The sequence below is a fragment of the Candidatus Zymogenus saltonus genome, from assembly GCA_016929395.1.
Lineage (GTDB): Bacteria > Desulfobacterota > Zymogenia > Zymogenales > Zymogenaceae > Zymogenus > Zymogenus saltonus.
The window spans coordinates 1-15,858 of record JAFGIX010000082.1 but is presented as its reverse complement, the minus strand read 5'-3'; the positions used below and the strand labels follow the sequence as shown (position 1 = coordinate 15,858).

32 protein-coding genes are annotated in these 15,858 nt (G+C 52.0%); 3 read left to right on the top strand and 29 right to left on the bottom strand.

What is annotated here, in order from left to right:
* Positions 1–137: 137 nt before the first annotated feature.
* The 28 genes from JW984_15200 to JW984_15065 form a co-directional block, all read right to left on the bottom strand.
* Positions 138–362, bottom strand: coding sequence for a hypothetical protein (locus tag JW984_15200; GenBank protein ID MBN1574542.1), 225 nt, complete (start codon positions 360–362; stop codon positions 138–140).
* Complete coding sequence (locus JW984_15195; GenBank protein ID MBN1574541.1) at positions 359–721, bottom strand: hypothetical protein; 363 nt, start codon at positions 719–721, stop codon at positions 359–361. Before JW984_15195 ends, JW984_15200 begins: the two co-directional genes overlap by 4 nt.
* The gene (locus JW984_15190; protein ID MBN1574540.1) at positions 718–1,032 is read right to left on the bottom strand and encodes a hypothetical protein; all 315 of its coding nucleotides are present in this window, start codon (positions 1,030–1,032) and stop codon (positions 718–720) included. The genes JW984_15195 and JW984_15190 overlap by 4 nt, the downstream gene beginning before the upstream one ends.
* A complete protein-coding gene (locus JW984_15185) occupies positions 1,029–1,256 on the bottom strand; it encodes a hypothetical protein (GenBank protein ID MBN1574539.1) in 228 nt (75 codons plus the stop codon). Before JW984_15185 ends, JW984_15190 begins: the two co-directional genes overlap by 4 nt.
* Positions 1,246–1,677 (bottom strand): hypothetical protein, encoded by a 432-nt coding sequence (locus JW984_15180; GenBank protein ID MBN1574538.1) that lies wholly within the window; start codon positions 1,675–1,677, stop codon positions 1,246–1,248. The genes JW984_15185 and JW984_15180 overlap by 11 nt, the downstream gene beginning before the upstream one ends.
* Positions 1,670–2,095, bottom strand: a complete 426-nt coding sequence (locus JW984_15175; GenBank protein MBN1574537.1) for a RusA family crossover junction endodeoxyribonuclease — start codon at positions 2,093–2,095, stop codon at positions 1,670–1,672. Before JW984_15175 ends, JW984_15180 begins: the two co-directional genes overlap by 8 nt.
* Entirely contained in the window at positions 2,092–2,553 is a 462-nt protein-coding gene (locus JW984_15170; GenBank protein MBN1574536.1) for a hypothetical protein, read from the bottom strand. Before JW984_15170 ends, JW984_15175 begins: the two co-directional genes overlap by 4 nt.
* 14 nt (positions 2,554–2,567) lie before the next feature.
* Entirely contained in the window at positions 2,568–3,749 is a 1,182-nt protein-coding gene (locus JW984_15165) for a replication protein (protein ID MBN1574535.1), read from the bottom strand.
* A gap of 23 nt (positions 3,750–3,772) precedes the next feature.
* A complete protein-coding gene (locus JW984_15160; GenBank protein ID MBN1574534.1) occupies positions 3,773–3,973 on the bottom strand; it encodes a hypothetical protein in 201 nt (66 codons plus the stop codon).
* A gap of 64 nt (positions 3,974–4,037) precedes the next feature.
* A complete protein-coding gene (locus JW984_15155) occupies positions 4,038–4,346 on the bottom strand; it encodes a hypothetical protein (protein ID MBN1574533.1) in 309 nt (102 codons plus the stop codon).
* A 12-nt stretch (positions 4,347–4,358) separates the two neighbouring features.
* Positions 4,359–4,742 (bottom strand): hypothetical protein, encoded by a 384-nt coding sequence (locus JW984_15150; protein MBN1574532.1) that lies wholly within the window; start codon positions 4,740–4,742, stop codon positions 4,359–4,361.
* A 14-nt stretch (positions 4,743–4,756) separates the two neighbouring features.
* On the bottom strand, positions 4,757–5,086 hold the full coding sequence (locus tag JW984_15145) for a hypothetical protein (GenBank protein ID MBN1574531.1): 330 nt from the start codon (positions 5,084–5,086) through the stop codon (positions 4,757–4,759).
* A gap of 9 nt (positions 5,087–5,095) precedes the next feature.
* Positions 5,096–5,665 (bottom strand): M23 family metallopeptidase, encoded by a 570-nt coding sequence (locus tag JW984_15140; protein MBN1574530.1) that lies wholly within the window; start codon positions 5,663–5,665, stop codon positions 5,096–5,098.
* Between the two features lie 9 nt (positions 5,666–5,674).
* Positions 5,675–6,346 (bottom strand): hypothetical protein, encoded by a 672-nt coding sequence (locus JW984_15135; protein ID MBN1574529.1) that lies wholly within the window; start codon positions 6,344–6,346, stop codon positions 5,675–5,677.
* Positions 6,343–7,176 (bottom strand): hypothetical protein, encoded by an 834-nt coding sequence (locus JW984_15130; protein ID MBN1574528.1) that lies wholly within the window; start codon positions 7,174–7,176, stop codon positions 6,343–6,345. The genes JW984_15135 and JW984_15130 overlap by 4 nt, the downstream gene beginning before the upstream one ends.
* 14 nt (positions 7,177–7,190) lie before the next feature.
* Positions 7,191–7,721: a hypothetical protein gene (locus tag JW984_15125; GenBank protein MBN1574527.1), complete on the bottom strand. Its 531-nt coding sequence runs from the start codon at positions 7,719–7,721 to the stop codon at positions 7,191–7,193.
* A 152-nt stretch (positions 7,722–7,873) separates the two neighbouring features.
* A complete protein-coding gene (locus JW984_15120) occupies positions 7,874–8,143 on the bottom strand; it encodes a hypothetical protein (GenBank protein MBN1574526.1) in 270 nt (89 codons plus the stop codon).
* Positions 8,091–9,383: an AAA family ATPase gene (locus JW984_15115; protein MBN1574525.1), complete on the bottom strand. Its 1,293-nt coding sequence runs from the start codon at positions 9,381–9,383 to the stop codon at positions 8,091–8,093. Before JW984_15115 ends, JW984_15120 begins: the two co-directional genes overlap by 53 nt.
* 22 nt (positions 9,384–9,405) lie before the next feature.
* Positions 9,406–9,804 (bottom strand): hypothetical protein, encoded by a 399-nt coding sequence (locus JW984_15110; GenBank protein ID MBN1574524.1) that lies wholly within the window; start codon positions 9,802–9,804, stop codon positions 9,406–9,408.
* 202 nt (positions 9,805–10,006) lie between these two features.
* Positions 10,007–10,492, bottom strand: a complete 486-nt coding sequence (locus tag JW984_15105; protein MBN1574523.1) for a hypothetical protein — start codon at positions 10,490–10,492, stop codon at positions 10,007–10,009.
* Positions 10,492–10,647, bottom strand: coding sequence for a hypothetical protein (locus JW984_15100; protein ID MBN1574522.1), 156 nt, complete (start codon positions 10,645–10,647; stop codon positions 10,492–10,494). Before JW984_15100 ends, JW984_15105 begins: the two co-directional genes overlap by 1 nt.
* 27 nt (positions 10,648–10,674) lie before the next feature.
* Positions 10,675–11,079 carry a single-stranded DNA-binding protein gene (locus JW984_15095; GenBank protein ID MBN1574521.1) on the bottom strand — a complete coding sequence of 135 codons (405 nt, stop codon included), beginning with the start codon at positions 11,077–11,079 and terminating at the stop codon, positions 10,675–10,677.
* 14 nt (positions 11,080–11,093) lie between these two features.
* A complete protein-coding gene (locus tag JW984_15090) occupies positions 11,094–12,350 on the bottom strand; it encodes an AAA family ATPase (protein MBN1574520.1) in 1,257 nt (418 codons plus the stop codon).
* A 22-nt stretch (positions 12,351–12,372) separates the two neighbouring features.
* The gene (locus tag JW984_15085; protein ID MBN1574519.1) at positions 12,373–12,639 is read right to left on the bottom strand and encodes a hypothetical protein; all 267 of its coding nucleotides are present in this window, start codon (positions 12,637–12,639) and stop codon (positions 12,373–12,375) included.
* Positions 12,640–12,641: 2 nt separating this feature from the next.
* On the bottom strand, positions 12,642–12,848 hold the full coding sequence (locus tag JW984_15080) for a hypothetical protein (GenBank protein MBN1574518.1): 207 nt from the start codon (positions 12,846–12,848) through the stop codon (positions 12,642–12,644).
* The gene (locus JW984_15075) at positions 12,814–13,002 is read right to left on the bottom strand and encodes a hypothetical protein (GenBank protein ID MBN1574517.1); all 189 of its coding nucleotides are present in this window, start codon (positions 13,000–13,002) and stop codon (positions 12,814–12,816) included. The genes JW984_15080 and JW984_15075 overlap by 35 nt, the downstream gene beginning before the upstream one ends.
* A complete protein-coding gene (locus JW984_15070) occupies positions 12,989–13,309 on the bottom strand; it encodes a hypothetical protein (protein ID MBN1574516.1) in 321 nt (106 codons plus the stop codon). Before JW984_15070 ends, JW984_15075 begins: the two co-directional genes overlap by 14 nt.
* Positions 13,309–13,800, bottom strand: coding sequence for a hypothetical protein (locus tag JW984_15065; protein MBN1574515.1), 492 nt, complete (start codon positions 13,798–13,800; stop codon positions 13,309–13,311). The genes JW984_15070 and JW984_15065 overlap by 1 nt, the downstream gene beginning before the upstream one ends.
* 70 nt (positions 13,801–13,870) lie before the next feature.
* On the opposite strand from JW984_15065, the gene JW984_15060 reads away from it, so the two are divergent.
* Positions 13,871–14,089 (top strand): hypothetical protein, encoded by a 219-nt coding sequence (locus JW984_15060; GenBank protein ID MBN1574514.1) that lies wholly within the window; start codon positions 13,871–13,873, stop codon positions 14,087–14,089.
* Positions 14,090–14,182: 93 nt separating this feature from the next.
* Here JW984_15060 and JW984_15055 read toward each other — a convergent pair whose 3' ends face one another.
* Positions 14,183–14,428 (bottom strand): hypothetical protein, encoded by a 246-nt coding sequence (locus tag JW984_15055; protein MBN1574513.1) that lies wholly within the window; start codon positions 14,426–14,428, stop codon positions 14,183–14,185.
* Positions 14,429–14,746: 318 nt separating this feature from the next.
* On the opposite strand from JW984_15055, the gene JW984_15050 reads away from it, so the two are divergent.
* Both JW984_15050 and JW984_15045 read left to right on the top strand, forming a co-directional pair.
* A complete protein-coding gene (locus tag JW984_15050; protein MBN1574512.1) occupies positions 14,747–15,181 on the top strand; it encodes a hypothetical protein in 435 nt (144 codons plus the stop codon).
* 135 nt (positions 15,182–15,316) lie between these two features.
* Positions 15,317–15,858 (top strand): thermonuclease family protein (locus tag JW984_15045; GenBank protein ID MBN1574511.1); only part of this gene is annotated, 542 nt, incomplete at its 3' end.

Below are 15,858 nucleotides of genomic sequence, written 5' to 3'. Positions count from 1 at the left end.
TCTCCTCCTCTTTTTCAATGGGCCCCCAAAAAAACAAAAGGCCAGAGAACCATTTCCCCGGCCTGTCAGGAGATTATTGGATATGGGTCTATCCATGCCTCCGATTTTAAGGTTTATTACTTCACGTGTCTACTCCCCTATACCCCCCTATACCCCCCTTTTTCCAAATATTTTATGAGCTCGAGCGTTTTATACCTCGGATAAACCCCGATAAACACGGGATCGGGAAACCCCTCTGGCTTTCTCCCCTGTCGGTAGGATTTAAGAGTCCTGACGTGTATCGACAGCAGCTCCGCCGCGGTCGCCTCCTTCAATAAGGGCTTGCGGTACTTCTTGTCCAGCCAGTCAGGGTATTCATTCATTTATCATTCTCCGGTGGAGATTTTATTATTATTGGATACGTACCCCCCTCGGCCTCACCGATAATCTCCTTCCACTTATCATACTTCAGTTCTTCTATTCTCGCCTCCAGTACCTTGATGTGATCCCATAGATACTCGATGTCTGCGTGGGCATTGGCGATGAGTTCAGCATCTTCATCTTTTATCTGAATTTCTTCATCATTATCGTTGGAGTAAAGAACCGACCTTCCACGCGAGTCTTTTATCTTCAAATAATCGACGGTTTTATCAGAAACTGGCGACTCTTCTTTTTCCCAACTCCACGGCCCCGGAGTCGCCTTTGCCCACCTCTCTTTTATCTCATTAAGTCTGTCACTCATTTCAGCACCCCCCCCTCTCTTTTTTCGCCAGCTATAGAGGGCTCCCGCCTGCCTTGTCTTTCCACGACCTCGGCCTTAAGCTCCTTCAGCTCTTTCTCGGCCTTACCCACCTTCTTTAGCGCCTTCTCCTTCTTCACCTTCGGCGGCGCGAAAATCTTCTCGATCTTCTTCTTGGAGAATTTCTGCAACAGCCTGGCGTTGATGTAACTGATCTGTCCTCTCAAGTTAGCGTTCTCCTGCTGTAGCCTCTCGACCTCCCTGCGGAGCTGCTTATTCGATGCGCGCGCGGCGTCAATTCTTATTTCGGTCATTGTTTATCCTCCTCTAATTCCGGCTTTAAACAAGCCGGTATTTCCAAGTCTTTAAATTGATTGCAAGCCATATTGAATTCAACAAGAAAGGGGCTGTCATTTTTCGGATGCTCACAATAAATCACGATCTTATTGCTATCGGGCATTTTTCCATGCTCACAGTTATAGCAACACCTCGCCCTCTTATAGCCTGTCTCAACTTTGAACTTAATGTCAGGTTCCATTGTTATTCTCCTCCCATTCCTCTATTTCAAAATCTTGGATTTCGATTTCCATTGGTAGGGGTGAGCATTCTGTGTAAACGACCCTTTGATGGGCATAGCCAAGTCCATCATAATAGGACTCGATCCAGCCGCTCAAAGAACAAGGCTGTGGAGGAACTTCCCCGAACCACCCGAAATGCACATAGACGATCTGGTTAGGATTAAAACGCCCCCGGTGAATCCCCCGCCATACCTTCTCGAACTCCTCCGGCGAGTCGTATCCCTCCATCCCGTAGAAATGCTCTTTGACTTCCCGGAGCCTCATCATGGTTACCCACGCCACCCTCGGGTCGCCGTGGATCTTCCGCCTCGCCGTGCAGATTTTCCGGCCCCGGGCGATCAGCTCCTGATTTTTCTTGGTGAACTTGAGTAGTTCAAGCATTTTCCACCTCCTCAATCTTTACCTCCGTCCTCGGAGTGTCGGAGTATCTCTTTTCGGCGGTAAGCTTCACCACCTGGGCGTCGTCGCGCCAGAACACGCCGTTGAGTGCGTCCTTGACCAATTTCACGAGGTTGTCGGTATCCGGCCTCACCGCGGGGAGGATCCCGCCGCTCAGGGCCCTCTCCTTCTTCCTCTCCGACCACGACCTCGGTACGCCCCTGAAGAAGACCACCTCGAGGACGACCGGACCCTCGAACGGCCTTTCCGGTTTGACCCTCACCGCCTGCGCCCGGAAGTTGGTCTCCTCGACCCGCGTCTTTCCCGGCGTGTAGGCGCCCCTGATCCTGCCGTCAGCTCCCATCGCCGCCCTCGGCCTCCCCTTCGCGGCCGGCTCGCCGTAGACCGTGAATTGGATCATTGACCGGGGCCCTCCGTCAACATCGGCAGCTCGCCCGATGCGAGTCTCGGGATTACCAGGTCGCCGACCCGCTGTCCGTCCGGCAGTACGAGAAACGACAGGAACTCCTCCTCGAACGTCGTGATGTTCGACTCGACCGCTTCGAGCTTCGCCTTGATAACCAGCAGGACGGCCCGCCAGATCCTCTTGCGCTCCCGCTTGCACTCCGCCTCCACGAGTCTCTTGTTTCTCCTCTGTCCGGTTCTGGTTTTCGAGAATTCGCTCTCCTCGGGCAGCCTGAAGGCGATCCTCACCATCAAGTTGTTCATTACGAACTGTATCAGGGCCATCGTCTTGCCGTCCTTTGTCAACTGCCCCATGTTGACGCCGGCGGCGCCGTACTTTTCAAGCAGTCCCTCGATCTCCCCCTTGGTCTTGCTGATCGGGACCTCCGTCCTTTTCGCGTATTTCCCCGGCATATCCAAACCTCCATCTATTTCTCTTTAGATCGCTCATTCAATAATTGACCCTGGTCCCTGAGAAGCTTTTTTCGCTCTTCCAACTCCTCTGGCGTTAAGCTCGTATCTTTTTCGGCGCCTCCCCCTATCCCGCCCATCTTTTCCCTCAGCCTTTCCCGCTCTTCTTCCGGCAGGCTCGGCATTTCGTAGAATCTTTTTATTTCATCATTCATATTTTCCAAGTCCAGCGGACGAGGCTCCTCTTCCTCAATTCTCCTCAGCTTCTCCCGAGACATGATGTCGTCATATTTCCCCTGCTTCTCTTTCTCATAGATACCGATGAACCGCTCGAACTTTTGCCTGTTTCCGAAGATGTTCTCCGGCATGTTGTAAATCCCTTCCTGGTGAAACTCGCTCCACCGACACCCTAAGATCGCCTTTACGGATTGAACGATGAAGTCCTCGGGGTTGTCGGTCTCCCTGAGCCGCTCACGAAGCATCGTCGGTCTCGGATATGAGAGGGTCGCTCCTGGCTTCTTCATTATCGCTTTGTAAAAATTAAAAACACACTCCGTGATTTCATCGACCTTTTCCCCGTTCACGGTTTTAGCCTGGAGCTCCTCCACTATCTTTAATTCTGTTATAAAACTTGTTATAAACACTGTTATAGGAGGGTGCTTTTCTAAAAGATTCCAGATATTTATCTCCCCTTCGACTTCCCTTTTCGGTAAGTCCCGACTTCCCTTTTCGGTAAGTTTTTCGCTGTTTCCCTTACCGTTTTGGTAAGCTCCATCTTCCTGTTTTGGTAAGGTGTCCTCCTCGGAATCGCCCTCAATCTTACCGTTTTGGTAAGTTTTTTTATCGCTCAAATTAATGTGTATCAACTTGCCAAACCTCTTATTTTCGGTCCAGAAACAGATTGATATCTTCCACTCCTCGTAATCTTTGTTAAACCAAAACTTTGACCCGTCCCGCCCGATCACCTTCGCTTTAACGAGATAGTCGAGCTCTCTCTTGATATGTCCCTCCCCGATCCCCACTATCCCGAAGTCCCTCTGCCTGGGTATGATGCAGTCTTTCCTCCCGCACCCGTATGACAGCCTGATGATGAAATCGATGATCGCCCTCTGGCGCTTCGAGAAGTTCGTCTGTATTATCGCATCGTAGAGCTCCCGCGCGATGGGTAGATACCCGTCTTCAATGTTCGGTTTCGCCATTTGTTTCTATGTAATAGTATTTTTCAAAGCGTAACGATTGTAATATGATCGCTACAACTATCTTTGGCCTTTCCGAGTTGTACCCACCTGATTTCTCTTGCAGATACAGCCACTCCTCTTCGGCCTATCCTTTTTATAAGAACAAAATCGCCCTTAATTTTTATTTTCCATGCTTTTACATAGGTTCTTGTCTCGCCGTCTATAAACTTTACTTTGGCAATCATAATTATCTCCATCTCCTTAAAAATCACCCGACGGGGAGTTACCCCCGCCGGGCGTTGGCCGGGGTTATTTTCCCGAGAGCTGGGTATTTACTAGATCAAGTTCGGATTGAAGCTTATCCCGAAGGCTTTTCAGGTCTTCGACTCTTTTCTTTTCCTGCTCTTCCAGAAGCGTCCTCTCGGTCGATTGCCACTCATTGGTGCGCTTTTCGGTCCAAATCCTGATGCTGGTCATTATGTCGTAAATCCGCTCGGCCGCCTTCGAGATGGCCTCGTTGGCCCAGATGAACGCCTTTGTCGCCTGCAGGTTCTTCTGGAGATCCGCCTTGATCTTCGCCCATACTCTCGAGATGAACTTTTTAACTTTTTTCAACATAGGCCCTCCTGGTTATTGGTTTTTGGTTTTCTTCGCCTCTTCGTAGACCCGGAGCCCCTCTTCGAGCAACGACTCAAGAACGGTGGACTTGTCCCATCCCGTTGCCTCGGCGATCTTGTCCATCTTGTCCTTGATGTCGACGCTCACGTTTCCGGCGACTTTTGACAACTCGATCCTCTCCGGCTTTTCAAAAAGCCTTTTCACTCCGTCCATATTGTTCCTCCTTATAATAAAAACCCTTCCGGGATTAAACCTCTTGCCGTCCCATTCGTCCGGCGGGGCAGCGTGCTTGCAACACCTGCACAGATCGGGATTTGCCTTACTGTACTGGAAACAACTACGGCTCATCTTTATGTTGTATCTCTCGCAGTGGTATTTGAGCTCTGGTTCGGCCACCTCCATGCCCCCCCTTACTCTTCTTCGATTTTCCTCGTTATGATCAGGTATGCTATGCCCTCGATGTCGTCATAAATGACAAAACATATTTTCCAGCCCTCTTTTACCAGCTTAATTGAATCGTCCATCCATGTAGATTTTGGAAGTATGATGATCATGCAAAACATCTCGTTGTATTCACTCTTTGCCTTTTCAAAATCCCATATAATAGACTTGGTGAATCTGAACGGATCCACATCAAGGGGTTTGGCAAAATGATCATTTTCATCGGGAAACGACATTAAACCGCTTGCCGTGATAAAGACCATGGCAACCACCAAAACCGCTATTACCTTTACTTTCATATTTCCTCCTCATCTCTCCATCCACTCGACGGGGTTTACGTTGACCCCGTCGATGAGAATCTCGTAATGTGTGTGCGGCCCCGTCACCCAGCCGGTCGTGCCGACGGTCCCGATCCTGTCCCCCCTCACCACCTCATCGCCGATCTTCACGAGGATTTTGTCGAGGTGGCCGTACTTCGTCACGAGACGGTCGGTGTGCCTGACCTTCACGTACAGGCCCAGGTCGTCGTGCCAGCCGGTGTACATGACCCTCCCGCCTCCCGTGGCCACCACCGGCGTCCCGATCCTGTTGGCGATGTCGACGCCGGCGTGAAACTTCAAACAGCCGTGCCTGGGGTGTATTCTGTACCCGAACCCGGAGGTGATCCTTCCCGGACATGGCCATATCGACGGGACACGGTCGATGAATTCATCCTCGGCCAAGGACCGGATGCTGGCGATGTTGGCGTTGATTATCTCCCGAACCTCAGCGTCCCGGTCGACCGCCTCGCTCCATTCGCCGAGAAAACCCCAGTCCTGGGCGTAGAGAACTTCCGGTATCGTTATGAAAAAGAGCTGTATGAAAAGTCTCCGCCTCAAGGTTGACCCTTATTCCGCCTTCCTCTTCTTCTCTTCGAGCTCCATGACGAGCTCCCCCTTCTCGACGAGGCCCTTCCTCGTCTTTTTAAGCTTTTTATCGAGGGACTCGATCCTTTTGCCCTGTGACTCGCTGAGGTCCCTGAGTTCGAGAATTACGGCGTCCCTCTCTTCTATCCGCTCCTCGTAAGATTTGAACAGCCTGTCCGCCACGCTTTCGACGACTGCCCCCCGGTAGCAATAGATAAAACCACCCGCCAGAATCGAAGCGCAAATAATTAGATGACTGACCGCCCTGCAGAGCATCCTCCGCCACGAGAACTTGAAAACGTCCGGGGAGAGGTGTAGTATCGTGTCCTGGAGCTCCTTAACCTGTTTGCGGAGGGGGACGACGACCCGCTCGTACCAGGGATAGACGGCGCCGGCCTCCTCCCCCATGATCTCGATCATCAGCTCCCGGACCTCCGGGGAGGGCGACTTGACGCTGTTTACGTATTCTGAGAGCTGGTTTTGAGAGATGGTTTTCCCTTCGGGAAGCCGCTCAAGCCGCTTATTGATGCGGTGAACGTATTCGGCCTGTGTAAGCTTATCGTCTTTTTTCCTGAATGATTTCAGGCGTTTGAAAATATCACTGCGGTGATATTTTTCCACCATGTACTTGAGAGGGTTCATTTGTTTAGTCATCTCAGTCCCTCCTGCTTAAACCTCCCCGGGTCCCTCAACGGCGGATCCAGAATCTCGGGAAATTCAGAGGCGCCGGAGGAGTACTCTATCTCGATAACCGACGCCCTTTCCTTATAAACCAGTTCTTTCAAATCCTTCTTAAATTTGTAGTTCGCGTTGTAAAAGTTCAGCGTCCTTATGATTATGATTCCGGCCATCGGCCAATTTACAGGCCTGGGAGTCTTGTGATAATTCAGCATCCCGACACGATAAAGGTCTACGTATTCATGTGTGCGCCTGATGAGTTCCCGTGTCTCGGTCAAGTCTATCACCGGCTCAAGGCTGGCCCAGGTCTGTATACCCCTTCTCCTGGCTTCCCGGAGCGCCCTGATACGCTCCGCGGGGAGGTCGGCCCCCGGCTCCCACTCCTTCGACTTTTCCGGGTCGTTGAACGTCAGCGTTACGCCGAACCAGTCGTGGGGGGTGAGGAGGTCGAAGTCCCGCATGGCGAGGTGCGGGAATTTGGTCAGGATCATCACGGGAACGCCGGCGGCGTGGAGCATCCTGATGCTCTGTCGCACGAGCCTCAGCTCCTCCTCGATCGGCTGGTATGGGTCATGCGTGAAGCTGAACAGGATCGGCGGGACATGGTCGGGGAGCCTCTTAATGTCATGGGCCAGCCTCTCGAGGTAATCCTCTTTCGACCTCGGCTCCCCCTTGAAGTTCCCGCCGTCCGGTATCCTCGGCACGTAGCAGTACTTGCATCCTCCCTCGCACTTGCCGAGGTAGGGGTTAACGGCAAAGGGCGCGTACTCGGCCGCCCTGCCTTTGGGTTTGTAGATAATTTTCAAGATTGCTCCTCCGCCTACTCGTACTTCTCCTCCGGCACCTCGACAAGGCTGACCTTTATCTGTCTCGGATTATTATCATCATTTTCCTTTGAAACGTGCTCGTACAGCTCCTCGCCGATGCCGATCTTTTCGATCAAGACCTCCGCATGGTTAAAGCGCCTCGCTGTATCAATTATCTTCTTGGCCATTTTCTTTGGCTGGTCTTTCAGGAAAAACTCACGTATATCGGTTTTCTCACTGCCGAACACGAAAATATTCAACCACGCACATCCGTAATCAGGGCGAACCTCAATCACATACTTTTCGGTAAGCTCTACCGATTTGCGAATCTGTTTGGCCAAATCCTCTAATATCTCCGCCAGCCTCTCACGAGCACTGATCATCTCATCGTTTAAGGGGTCCTTGTCAATCCTTGTCGGAGAATCGAGATATAGGTTATCGCATGGCAAATCTGGATATGCCACCGAAAGGGCGTCGTGAGCATCTCGGCCTTTATAAAGGATACTAAGTATCCTGAACGTCCTTAAAATATCGACCTTTTCCATGTCCAAACCTCCTTATCAACGGCGGGGGTAACGGGGGCCGGGGTCTGCATTCCTATGGGTGGGATGAGTGATTCCCGCCGGATGTATACCCCCGTGGCGTTTCCTTAGTCCCCTTACGCCTTGACACCCCCGCCGTTTTTTATTCTTTACGTTTACGCCGCGTCCTCGGCATCTTTTTCCTTCGGCTTCGGGGCGAACTCTCCGATGAAGTATAGATTGTACTTGCTCTCTATCCCGCACTCCTTGAGCTTCTTCGGCTTCATGTTTACAATATTCACGTGTTCATCTCTGAGCTCCGATATCCTCGCCCTGATGTTGGTGGAGCCGGATTCCTTGATGAGCTCCATTGCCGTGGCGCCTTCCCCGCGCTTATATGCCAGGTAACTGATGATCTTCGTTTTCTGCGATCGACTCTGAGTCATTGTTCGCTCCTTCCGGTTTTCTTACGCCGTTCTCGGCGGTGATCACCCCGTCCTCGATGAATATCCCGACCTCGCCCGAGGAGTCCACCCGCTCTATCCATACCTGGTAGTCGCCGTCCTTCGTCAGCCTCACGATCTCGCTCATGCCGTCGCCGTCGAGGAGGCTCCCCTCCTTCACGAATATCACCCTGAGCTCGGGGTTCATCGCCATCGCGATCGCGGTGGAGACCCTGATCTTCTCGCCTGTGGAGAGCTGCTCGATCGGGATTCCCCTGTAGGTCACCGCTTCGTCCGTAACCCCGAGGCCGTCGATCGGGAATTTGACCGACCTTATCTTCTCGTCCTTCGCCAAATCGATAGCCTCCAATTTCTCAGTGAGAACGTCGGACACCGAAATTGCCGCTTCGTGGGCGGTTCTTGTTTCGCGCCATTGCCTGGCATCCCTTATTGTCTGGTTGATTTCGGAGATTTTGTGGAGTCTTTCCTCTTCGGCCTTGATTTCTTCGTTGCTTACAGGATCAACCATATCACCCTCGAAAGAGAGCAAACCTCTGAGTTCATGCGCCTCTTCTTCAAGAACAGAAATCTCTTTTGCAATCTCTTCGAGTCTCGCTTTATGTTCTTCGATATCTTGTCTCTGTTCGTTGTAGATTCGGTTCTGATCTTTCAGGCCATTTACCTTTTTCACCTGGGCCGCGACATCAATCTCGTCTAACGGAACATCGCCGCTGGGCTCTGTGAGTGAACTCAGCACGCCTTTGAGTCGTCTCACTTCCCGATTGGCGTCGGTTCTCTCATCGAACACCTCCTGGCGCTTCGTCCTGAACTTCTCCAGGTTCACCCCCGCGAGCTCGAGGATAAGGTCCCTCTGACTCTCCTCCTTCATCTCGATGAACTCGAGGGGATCGAAGGAGAGCGCCCCGATCACCGCGTTAAGGAGCGACTGGGGGCCCTGGTAAAGGGCGCCGTCCTTGCTCCTCACCTCGAGCCTGTCGCCCTTCTCGGTCCAGACCTTCCTGACGACATACTTCCCGAGATCCACCGAGACCTCGGCCCGCTTCTCCCCCCTCCGGATCGGCTCCTCGACCTTCTTCCCGGTGAGCGCCATGAAGATGGAATCGAGCACCGCCGACTTGCCGGCGCCGTTCTTCCCGGTCAGGACGACGGCGTTGCCGTCCGGCCTTATCTCGACGGCCTTGAGATTCTTGATGTTCTCGGCCTTCAATTCGATTATTTTCATATCCAAACCTCCTCCAGGTATTTTAACGTTCCCCGGTTCCCGGCCCGATGTGAGCGACCGGAGAGCTCTCCTTGTCCCTAACGACCGTAAAGCTCATCTGGCACTCCTCGGGCGTCATGGTGCGCTCCTTCACGACCTCGCCGGTTTCTGTGTCGACATACTCGATGTTTTTCGTCTCGAAGTTCCGCCTGACCTCGCACCGCTTTTTGTCGGTCACGAAGCCTTGGTCGTATTGAGCGGACAGCGATCTTATGACGGCCTGCTCTCCCTTGATCTCCTCGCCCCGGGCCTTGTCAAACTCCTTCTTCTCTTCCTCGAGCTCCTTTACCTTGAGAACCTTCTTGACGATGGAGTCGGCGATCGCCTTCTTCTCCTCCCCGGTAAGCTCGTGCTTCACCGGGATGATTTCATATTCCGGCATTGTTACCTCCTTTTTAAATCGCCGTGGCGGGGCGTCCCCCGCAGTGGCAACCGGCGAACGAATCGACCGGAAGTTTTCCCCACCCTGGACACGGCAAAATCTTAAAGAACCAAAAGAATATGTGTGAATAAGATACAATCTCCTAAGAGTGCCATTGCGAATAGGAAAATGTAGTATTTGAGATATTTCATCCTCTCCTCCTTCAATAAGGATATCCCGGCATGTCCTCCGGCTCGCACGGCTCCTCGAATACATAAGGGCCCCCACATCGAACATGGCGGGGATCTTCCTCACAAAGAAACCGGGGGTCGTCGTTGAAATGCCTGTCACACCGGTCGCAAATCATCTCCCAGAACTTATCGTCAAACTTGAAATAAAGTTTGAAGTTGATATAAACATCACCGTTGAGAGGGTTAAAGTGGGCCGTCTTCCAGTCGAGATATTGATACAGGTCGTCCACCCAACAGAGACCGATATCGTGATGTATCTCGGCGGCGACCTGCACCTCGTCGATTATCCTGTCATAAACCTTCGGGGGCAGGTTGTGGAGAAGATCGTTCCAGTCATCATCGGTGGCGGGTAATTCGATATCCGGCATAGCAAAGGAGACGTGAACGATCCCGTCCTCCTCCCGCTCGAATTTCAGGGTCTCCGTGATGCGGTCTGCAGTTGTTTTGGAGGTGCTCATTATGTTTCCTTTCTCGGCGTTTTCATCAATGATTTTTCAATGTCGTACCAATTTTCTGGCTTAGGTTTTTCAGGCGTCTCGCCCAAACAGCCCACAAACACCCCGAGCAGAAATATCGCAACATAAATAAGGGCCTGAATTTCACTGCCTGACATTACTCCTCTCCTCCATGGCGGCGGATGTTAAAAGGGTATGAGATCATCTTCTCCTCCATTCCGGGGCTCCGGCTCCTGGACCGGGAGCTCGCCCTGTTCGCCCTGACGTCCGAGCATCTGCATTACCTGTGCGACTATCTCGGTGGTGTAGCGCTTGTTGCCGTCCCTGTCCTCCCAGGGGCGGGTCCGGATACTCCCCTCGATGTAGACCTGCTTCCCCTTGACCAGGTACTCCCCGCATATCTCACCCAGCTTCCCCCACGCCACTATCCTATGCCACTCTGTCCGCTCCTGCTTCTCCCCGGTGCCTTTATCCGTCCATTTCTCGTTGGTGGCGACCTGGAAGGTGGCGACGGGGGTGCCCTTGGGCGTGAACCGCACCTCGGGGTCGGCTCCCAAATTCCCGACAATGATTGCCTTGTTTACGCTCACGGCACCCCCCTTTGTTAGAATTCGAATAACGTGTCAGAGGAGCCGGGAGCTTCCTCTCCGGCGTCCTCGACGGACCCGCCCACGTGATCGTCCGGGATGTCCTCGGGGTCGTCCAGGATTCCGTCAGCCGCCAGATCCTCCTTCCTGATACGATCCCTGTGGACCTCGATCATCTTCCTGTAGTCGACCTTCTCGTTGGGGCCCTTGCTCTTGAACACGCCGGCCATCTCCCCGATCGACTCCCTCATCAGCCTCGCGCCCTCCTCCAGCTTCTCGAGGGGGAGGTTGTCCCTTATCTCGACGCTGTTGTCGGTCCCGAAGCACGCCTCCAGGACGGTGAGACAGAAGGCCTTCGCCTCCTTGCTGGTGCCGAGTTCCTGCTTTGTGAAGGCGTTCTTGATATCCTCGATCGCCTTCTCCCTCCTGATCTTCTTCCTCTGGTAGCTCTCGCCGTCCTTTTTGAACAGGTTCTCCGAGCTCCTCTCGGTCTCGACCCCCACGTGCTCCCCGCCCAGGTTCAGCGACCTCCAGTGGGGCTCGAAGTCCTCGAAGGTCGGGTTGACGAACTCCATACCGTCGATCCTGTCCGCCCTGTCCTTGAGAACAATCGCAACGTTGTCGTGAATCGTCCCTTTTTTCCCGGGACTTTTAGTTGTCGCCTCGTCCTTCGGTCTACGGATCATCTCAAGTACCAAAGACGGCTCGAAGCCGAACTCCCCCTCGGCCTTCATCTTCGTCCCGGTCTTAAACGACTCCTTCTTCCCCTTGTCGTTTATCTCCGTCTCGTACTCCCAGCCGGCGCGGCCGCAGACGATCGTATGGATGGGCGAGTTCAAAAAGATGTCGGTATATTCGCCCCATTCCGGCTTCAGGACATTCCAGTCCGGAAAATAGAGCCTGTCCTGTTTCTTCTTTCGGAGATAGCTTTCGGTGAGCTCCCGCCAGACGTGGGTGATCGAGTCTATGATCAGGACGAGGCAGTCGCTCTCGACCGCCTCCCCGAACACCGCCTTGAGGTCCACGAAGGCCCTCGACTTGACGACGAGGAGTTCGTATCCCTCCTTTTTGAAGGTCTCCGTCAAAAAGTCGGAGCCGGTCTCCGTGTCGAAGAAGGCGCACTTCTTCTTCCGGCCGGTCATCTTCTCGTGGAGCCTCAAGAGCCCGATCGCTATAAGGGCGGACGTGAATGTCTTTCCGGATCCCTGAAAGCCGAAGATGCCGACCTTCGCGTATGCCTGCCTGTTCTGCGCAGGCTTCAGTAAATTTCCCATATCCAAACCTCCCTTGCTTTATTTATGTCGTTAAAGCTTCTTTGATTCTTTGTGTCGTTGCCATGATCGAGTGATCGACCTCGGCGAGACTCATGTCGAAAATCGCCGCTATGGTCTCTTGATCGTATCCGGTATAGTGATGATTCCAAATGCTGGTGTCGTCCGCCCGGAGTACTTCCATCACATCATTGTATTTCCTTACAACAATTTCGTAGAATGGCATTAAGGATTTATCGAATCCTAAAAACTCCCATATTGTTTCTGCAAAGACTTTTCTCGCCTTGTTCATAATTACACCCCATTCTTATCAAGATAATCTTCAACGGCCCGCATCGCCTTCGCGGGACAATGATCTGTATAGCTGTATGATTTGCCCCTAATGAAATAAGTAGCCACGAACTGAACCGGCCCCCCGTTTTGAGGCTCGATCATCTTCACGTGCCAGATCCAGCCCTTGAGGTCTTTACCGCTCTTTTTGACTTCGACCTTCTTCTTCAAAATAGTCCTCTTCCTTTTCCAGGGCCTCTAATCTCTCGATATCCTTTTCGCTCAGTTCTTCGCCGCAGAATAATTCGAGGAGACCAATATCGAATTCTAAGAATTCCATAACCGTCTCTTCTCTTTTGGGATCTATGAATTCACGCTGTGTCATTGCCCGCCCTCCCGCAGTAATCCAGCCATTTATCTTCCGGGATACCCAACGCCTCCAGCATTTCGACGGCTTTTACGGGAGATACATTTCTCCCATTTAAACCCTTCCCAAAAGTGTGGCGTTCGATCCTGCGATCTTCACATAAATCCTTCAAGGACTTTCCCTTATGCTTCCCACGCTCCAGGAGTATCCTTTCGTTGTGGAAAACCAGCAGCCCGCCCTTGGTTCTCTGCCTCTTCTCCTTCGGCGCCGTTTCAACCACTTCCCCCTCGATTTCGACCACCTCTATTTTTTCGACTTCGCCCATCACACCGCCTCCCTCTTTTTGGATTTCTTATCCTTTTCACTCTCGGCCCTGATCTGTTTCAATCTCTCGATATTCGCCTGCATCTTGACCCCTTGCCTTATCAGTTCCTCAAACTCCCTGTCGTCCAGGTTTCCGTCCTCGAGGGACTCCGCCGCGAGCTTAATCCACGCCGCTGACTCTTTGATCTCGTCGTAGACGATTTTCATGTTCTCGCTCCCGTCGGTGACCTCCGGCATCCGAACGAAGATACAGCCGAGCGCTAGGGCGACCTCATGCCAAGGCCCCAGGTTTTTAATGATCAGGGTGCTCCTGATGGCATCCACGAGGCCGAACTTGGCGGAGTAATTGGCATCGAGTTCCTGGCTGAGTGTGCTGTAAGCCTTCTCCCTGCCCTCCCGACTGATCTCGTAGGCGACCCGATCTCTGCCGTAGTCGTCAATGGCGTCGCGAAAGGCATTCAATATTTTCTCTTCTTCCCTGCGGCTTATCATAATAATTCTCATTTTTTATAATTTACAATCATTCCGTTTTCGATAGAATCGCATATAAAGGAGACGCTCAATGAACCTGACATTACGGCTTTACCCCTCCGGCATGTTGTGGATCGCTGTGGGCGATGAGGAGATCGTCCTGAAATACGACGGCAAGTCATGGTCTCGGATCTCCCGCCCCGAGGAGCTGGAGTTGTTTCGGCGGCAGGTGGGGCTGATCGACGCCCGCGCCTCCGCCTCCGGGGTCGTGTTCGGCATTGACGGGCTTAAAAGGGACGATCCAGCCTAAGCCCCCGAACTGGTTGTAGGCTACGGCGTCCTTATTGCGAGATACCTTGCAGAATACTCCTTGCGGATGGACAGACATTTAAACCTCCTGATATTAATTCGAGCCGAAAAGGTCTTCGGCCTTAAAGCCAATATTTTTAGCAATGCATTTTTGTATTTTTTCGGAATACAGCTTGCCGTCTATGGTAAGCGTTACGGCAGCGGGGGATACTTTCAACTCGCGGGCTATGTCGGACTGGTTTTTCCCGCTCCTTTTAAGGAGGTAGCGGATAAGTTCGGCGCGGGACATATACTCATGGCTGATCAAAAACCTGCTTTTTCTCTTGAACCACTTGAACATTATGTGTATAATCCTCTTAATTGTTTTAGTTAAATCCTTAATCTTGGTTATATGATAGTGCACAGTGAATAGTTTGTCAAGAAAATTAATTCATAATGAACATTTTATTTTGGCATAGTCCCGTATCTTGTGTTTTTGCGGTAAATAGCCACAAGATGTAGATTTTAGATATTCATAATGAACAATATAAAAGACAGATTAATTCATGCAAGGACACAAAGCGGCTTTGATAACCAAACGAAATTTGCACTATTTTTAGGAGTAGAGCCTTCTCGTATATCGAGAATTGAGAATGAGGTAATCAAGCTATCCTCTGCGTTGGCAAATCTCATAGAATCCAAAACCGGTTTCTCCGCCCACTGGATCAAGACGGGCGAAGGCCCGATGATGGTCGAGAAGATCGAGGAGACTTTGAGCGACGAGGAGCGGGAGATCGTAGAGAGACTGAGGATCGCAAACGAGAGACAGAAGAGGATCGTAAAAGACGTTTTGGACCTCCCTGTCGAAGAAGAAAAGGAGCCGGGGGTCTACGAGAGGCGCGAGGACAGAATTGACGCGGTCATGGACAAGAGCACTTACACAATCGACCCGTCCATGATAATACCCGACAGATACCTCACAGACGAATACGTGCAGATGTTTGACGGATACAAGCCCCTGAACGATCTGACGGACGACGAGAAGAGACAGATCGTGGCAATACTTGAAAAGGCACGGGAGATCGCCGAGGGGAAGTCGCGGGAAAAAAAATGACATGTAATAATAACAATAATTATTATTTAAACCATAGAAATTTTTTGTTGAGCATCTTTGTAATGATAAATGCGGTGAATAATTAAATATCATATAGTCACATCATCGTAACGCGTTATTTCGAGGAGGTGAAAAATGAGAAGATTGATTATCCCGATCTTGATCATCTTTTTATCTCCGGTATCGGTCTACCAGGCCGAAGCAATCCGCACATGCACACGTGTCATCGACGGCGACACGATCGTGCTCGACGGGGGCGAGAGGGTGCGCCTCATCGGAGTCGACACGCCGGAGACGGTTCACCCAACGAAACCCGTCCAGAAGTTCGGGGTCGAGGCCAGCGACTTCACGAAATGGCTCGTGGAGGGGAAGCGGGTCACGCTCGAATACGACCAGGATCGCAAAGACAAATACGGCCGGACTCTCGCCTACGTCTATCTCGAAAACGGGACGATGGTCAACGCAGAGATCATCAGGCGAGGTTATGGCTTTGCGTATACAAAGTACCCGTTCAAATACATGGAGGAGTTCCGGCAATACGAGAGGGACGCCAGGGAGACTGGACGCGGTCTTTGGGCCAAGGAGACCAAAAAACAGAACAAGGTCGCGCCGAACGTAACTGTTGCAACCGTCATCGCCAGCGGGTACAATACGATAGACTACGGCTTTGTGGAGGG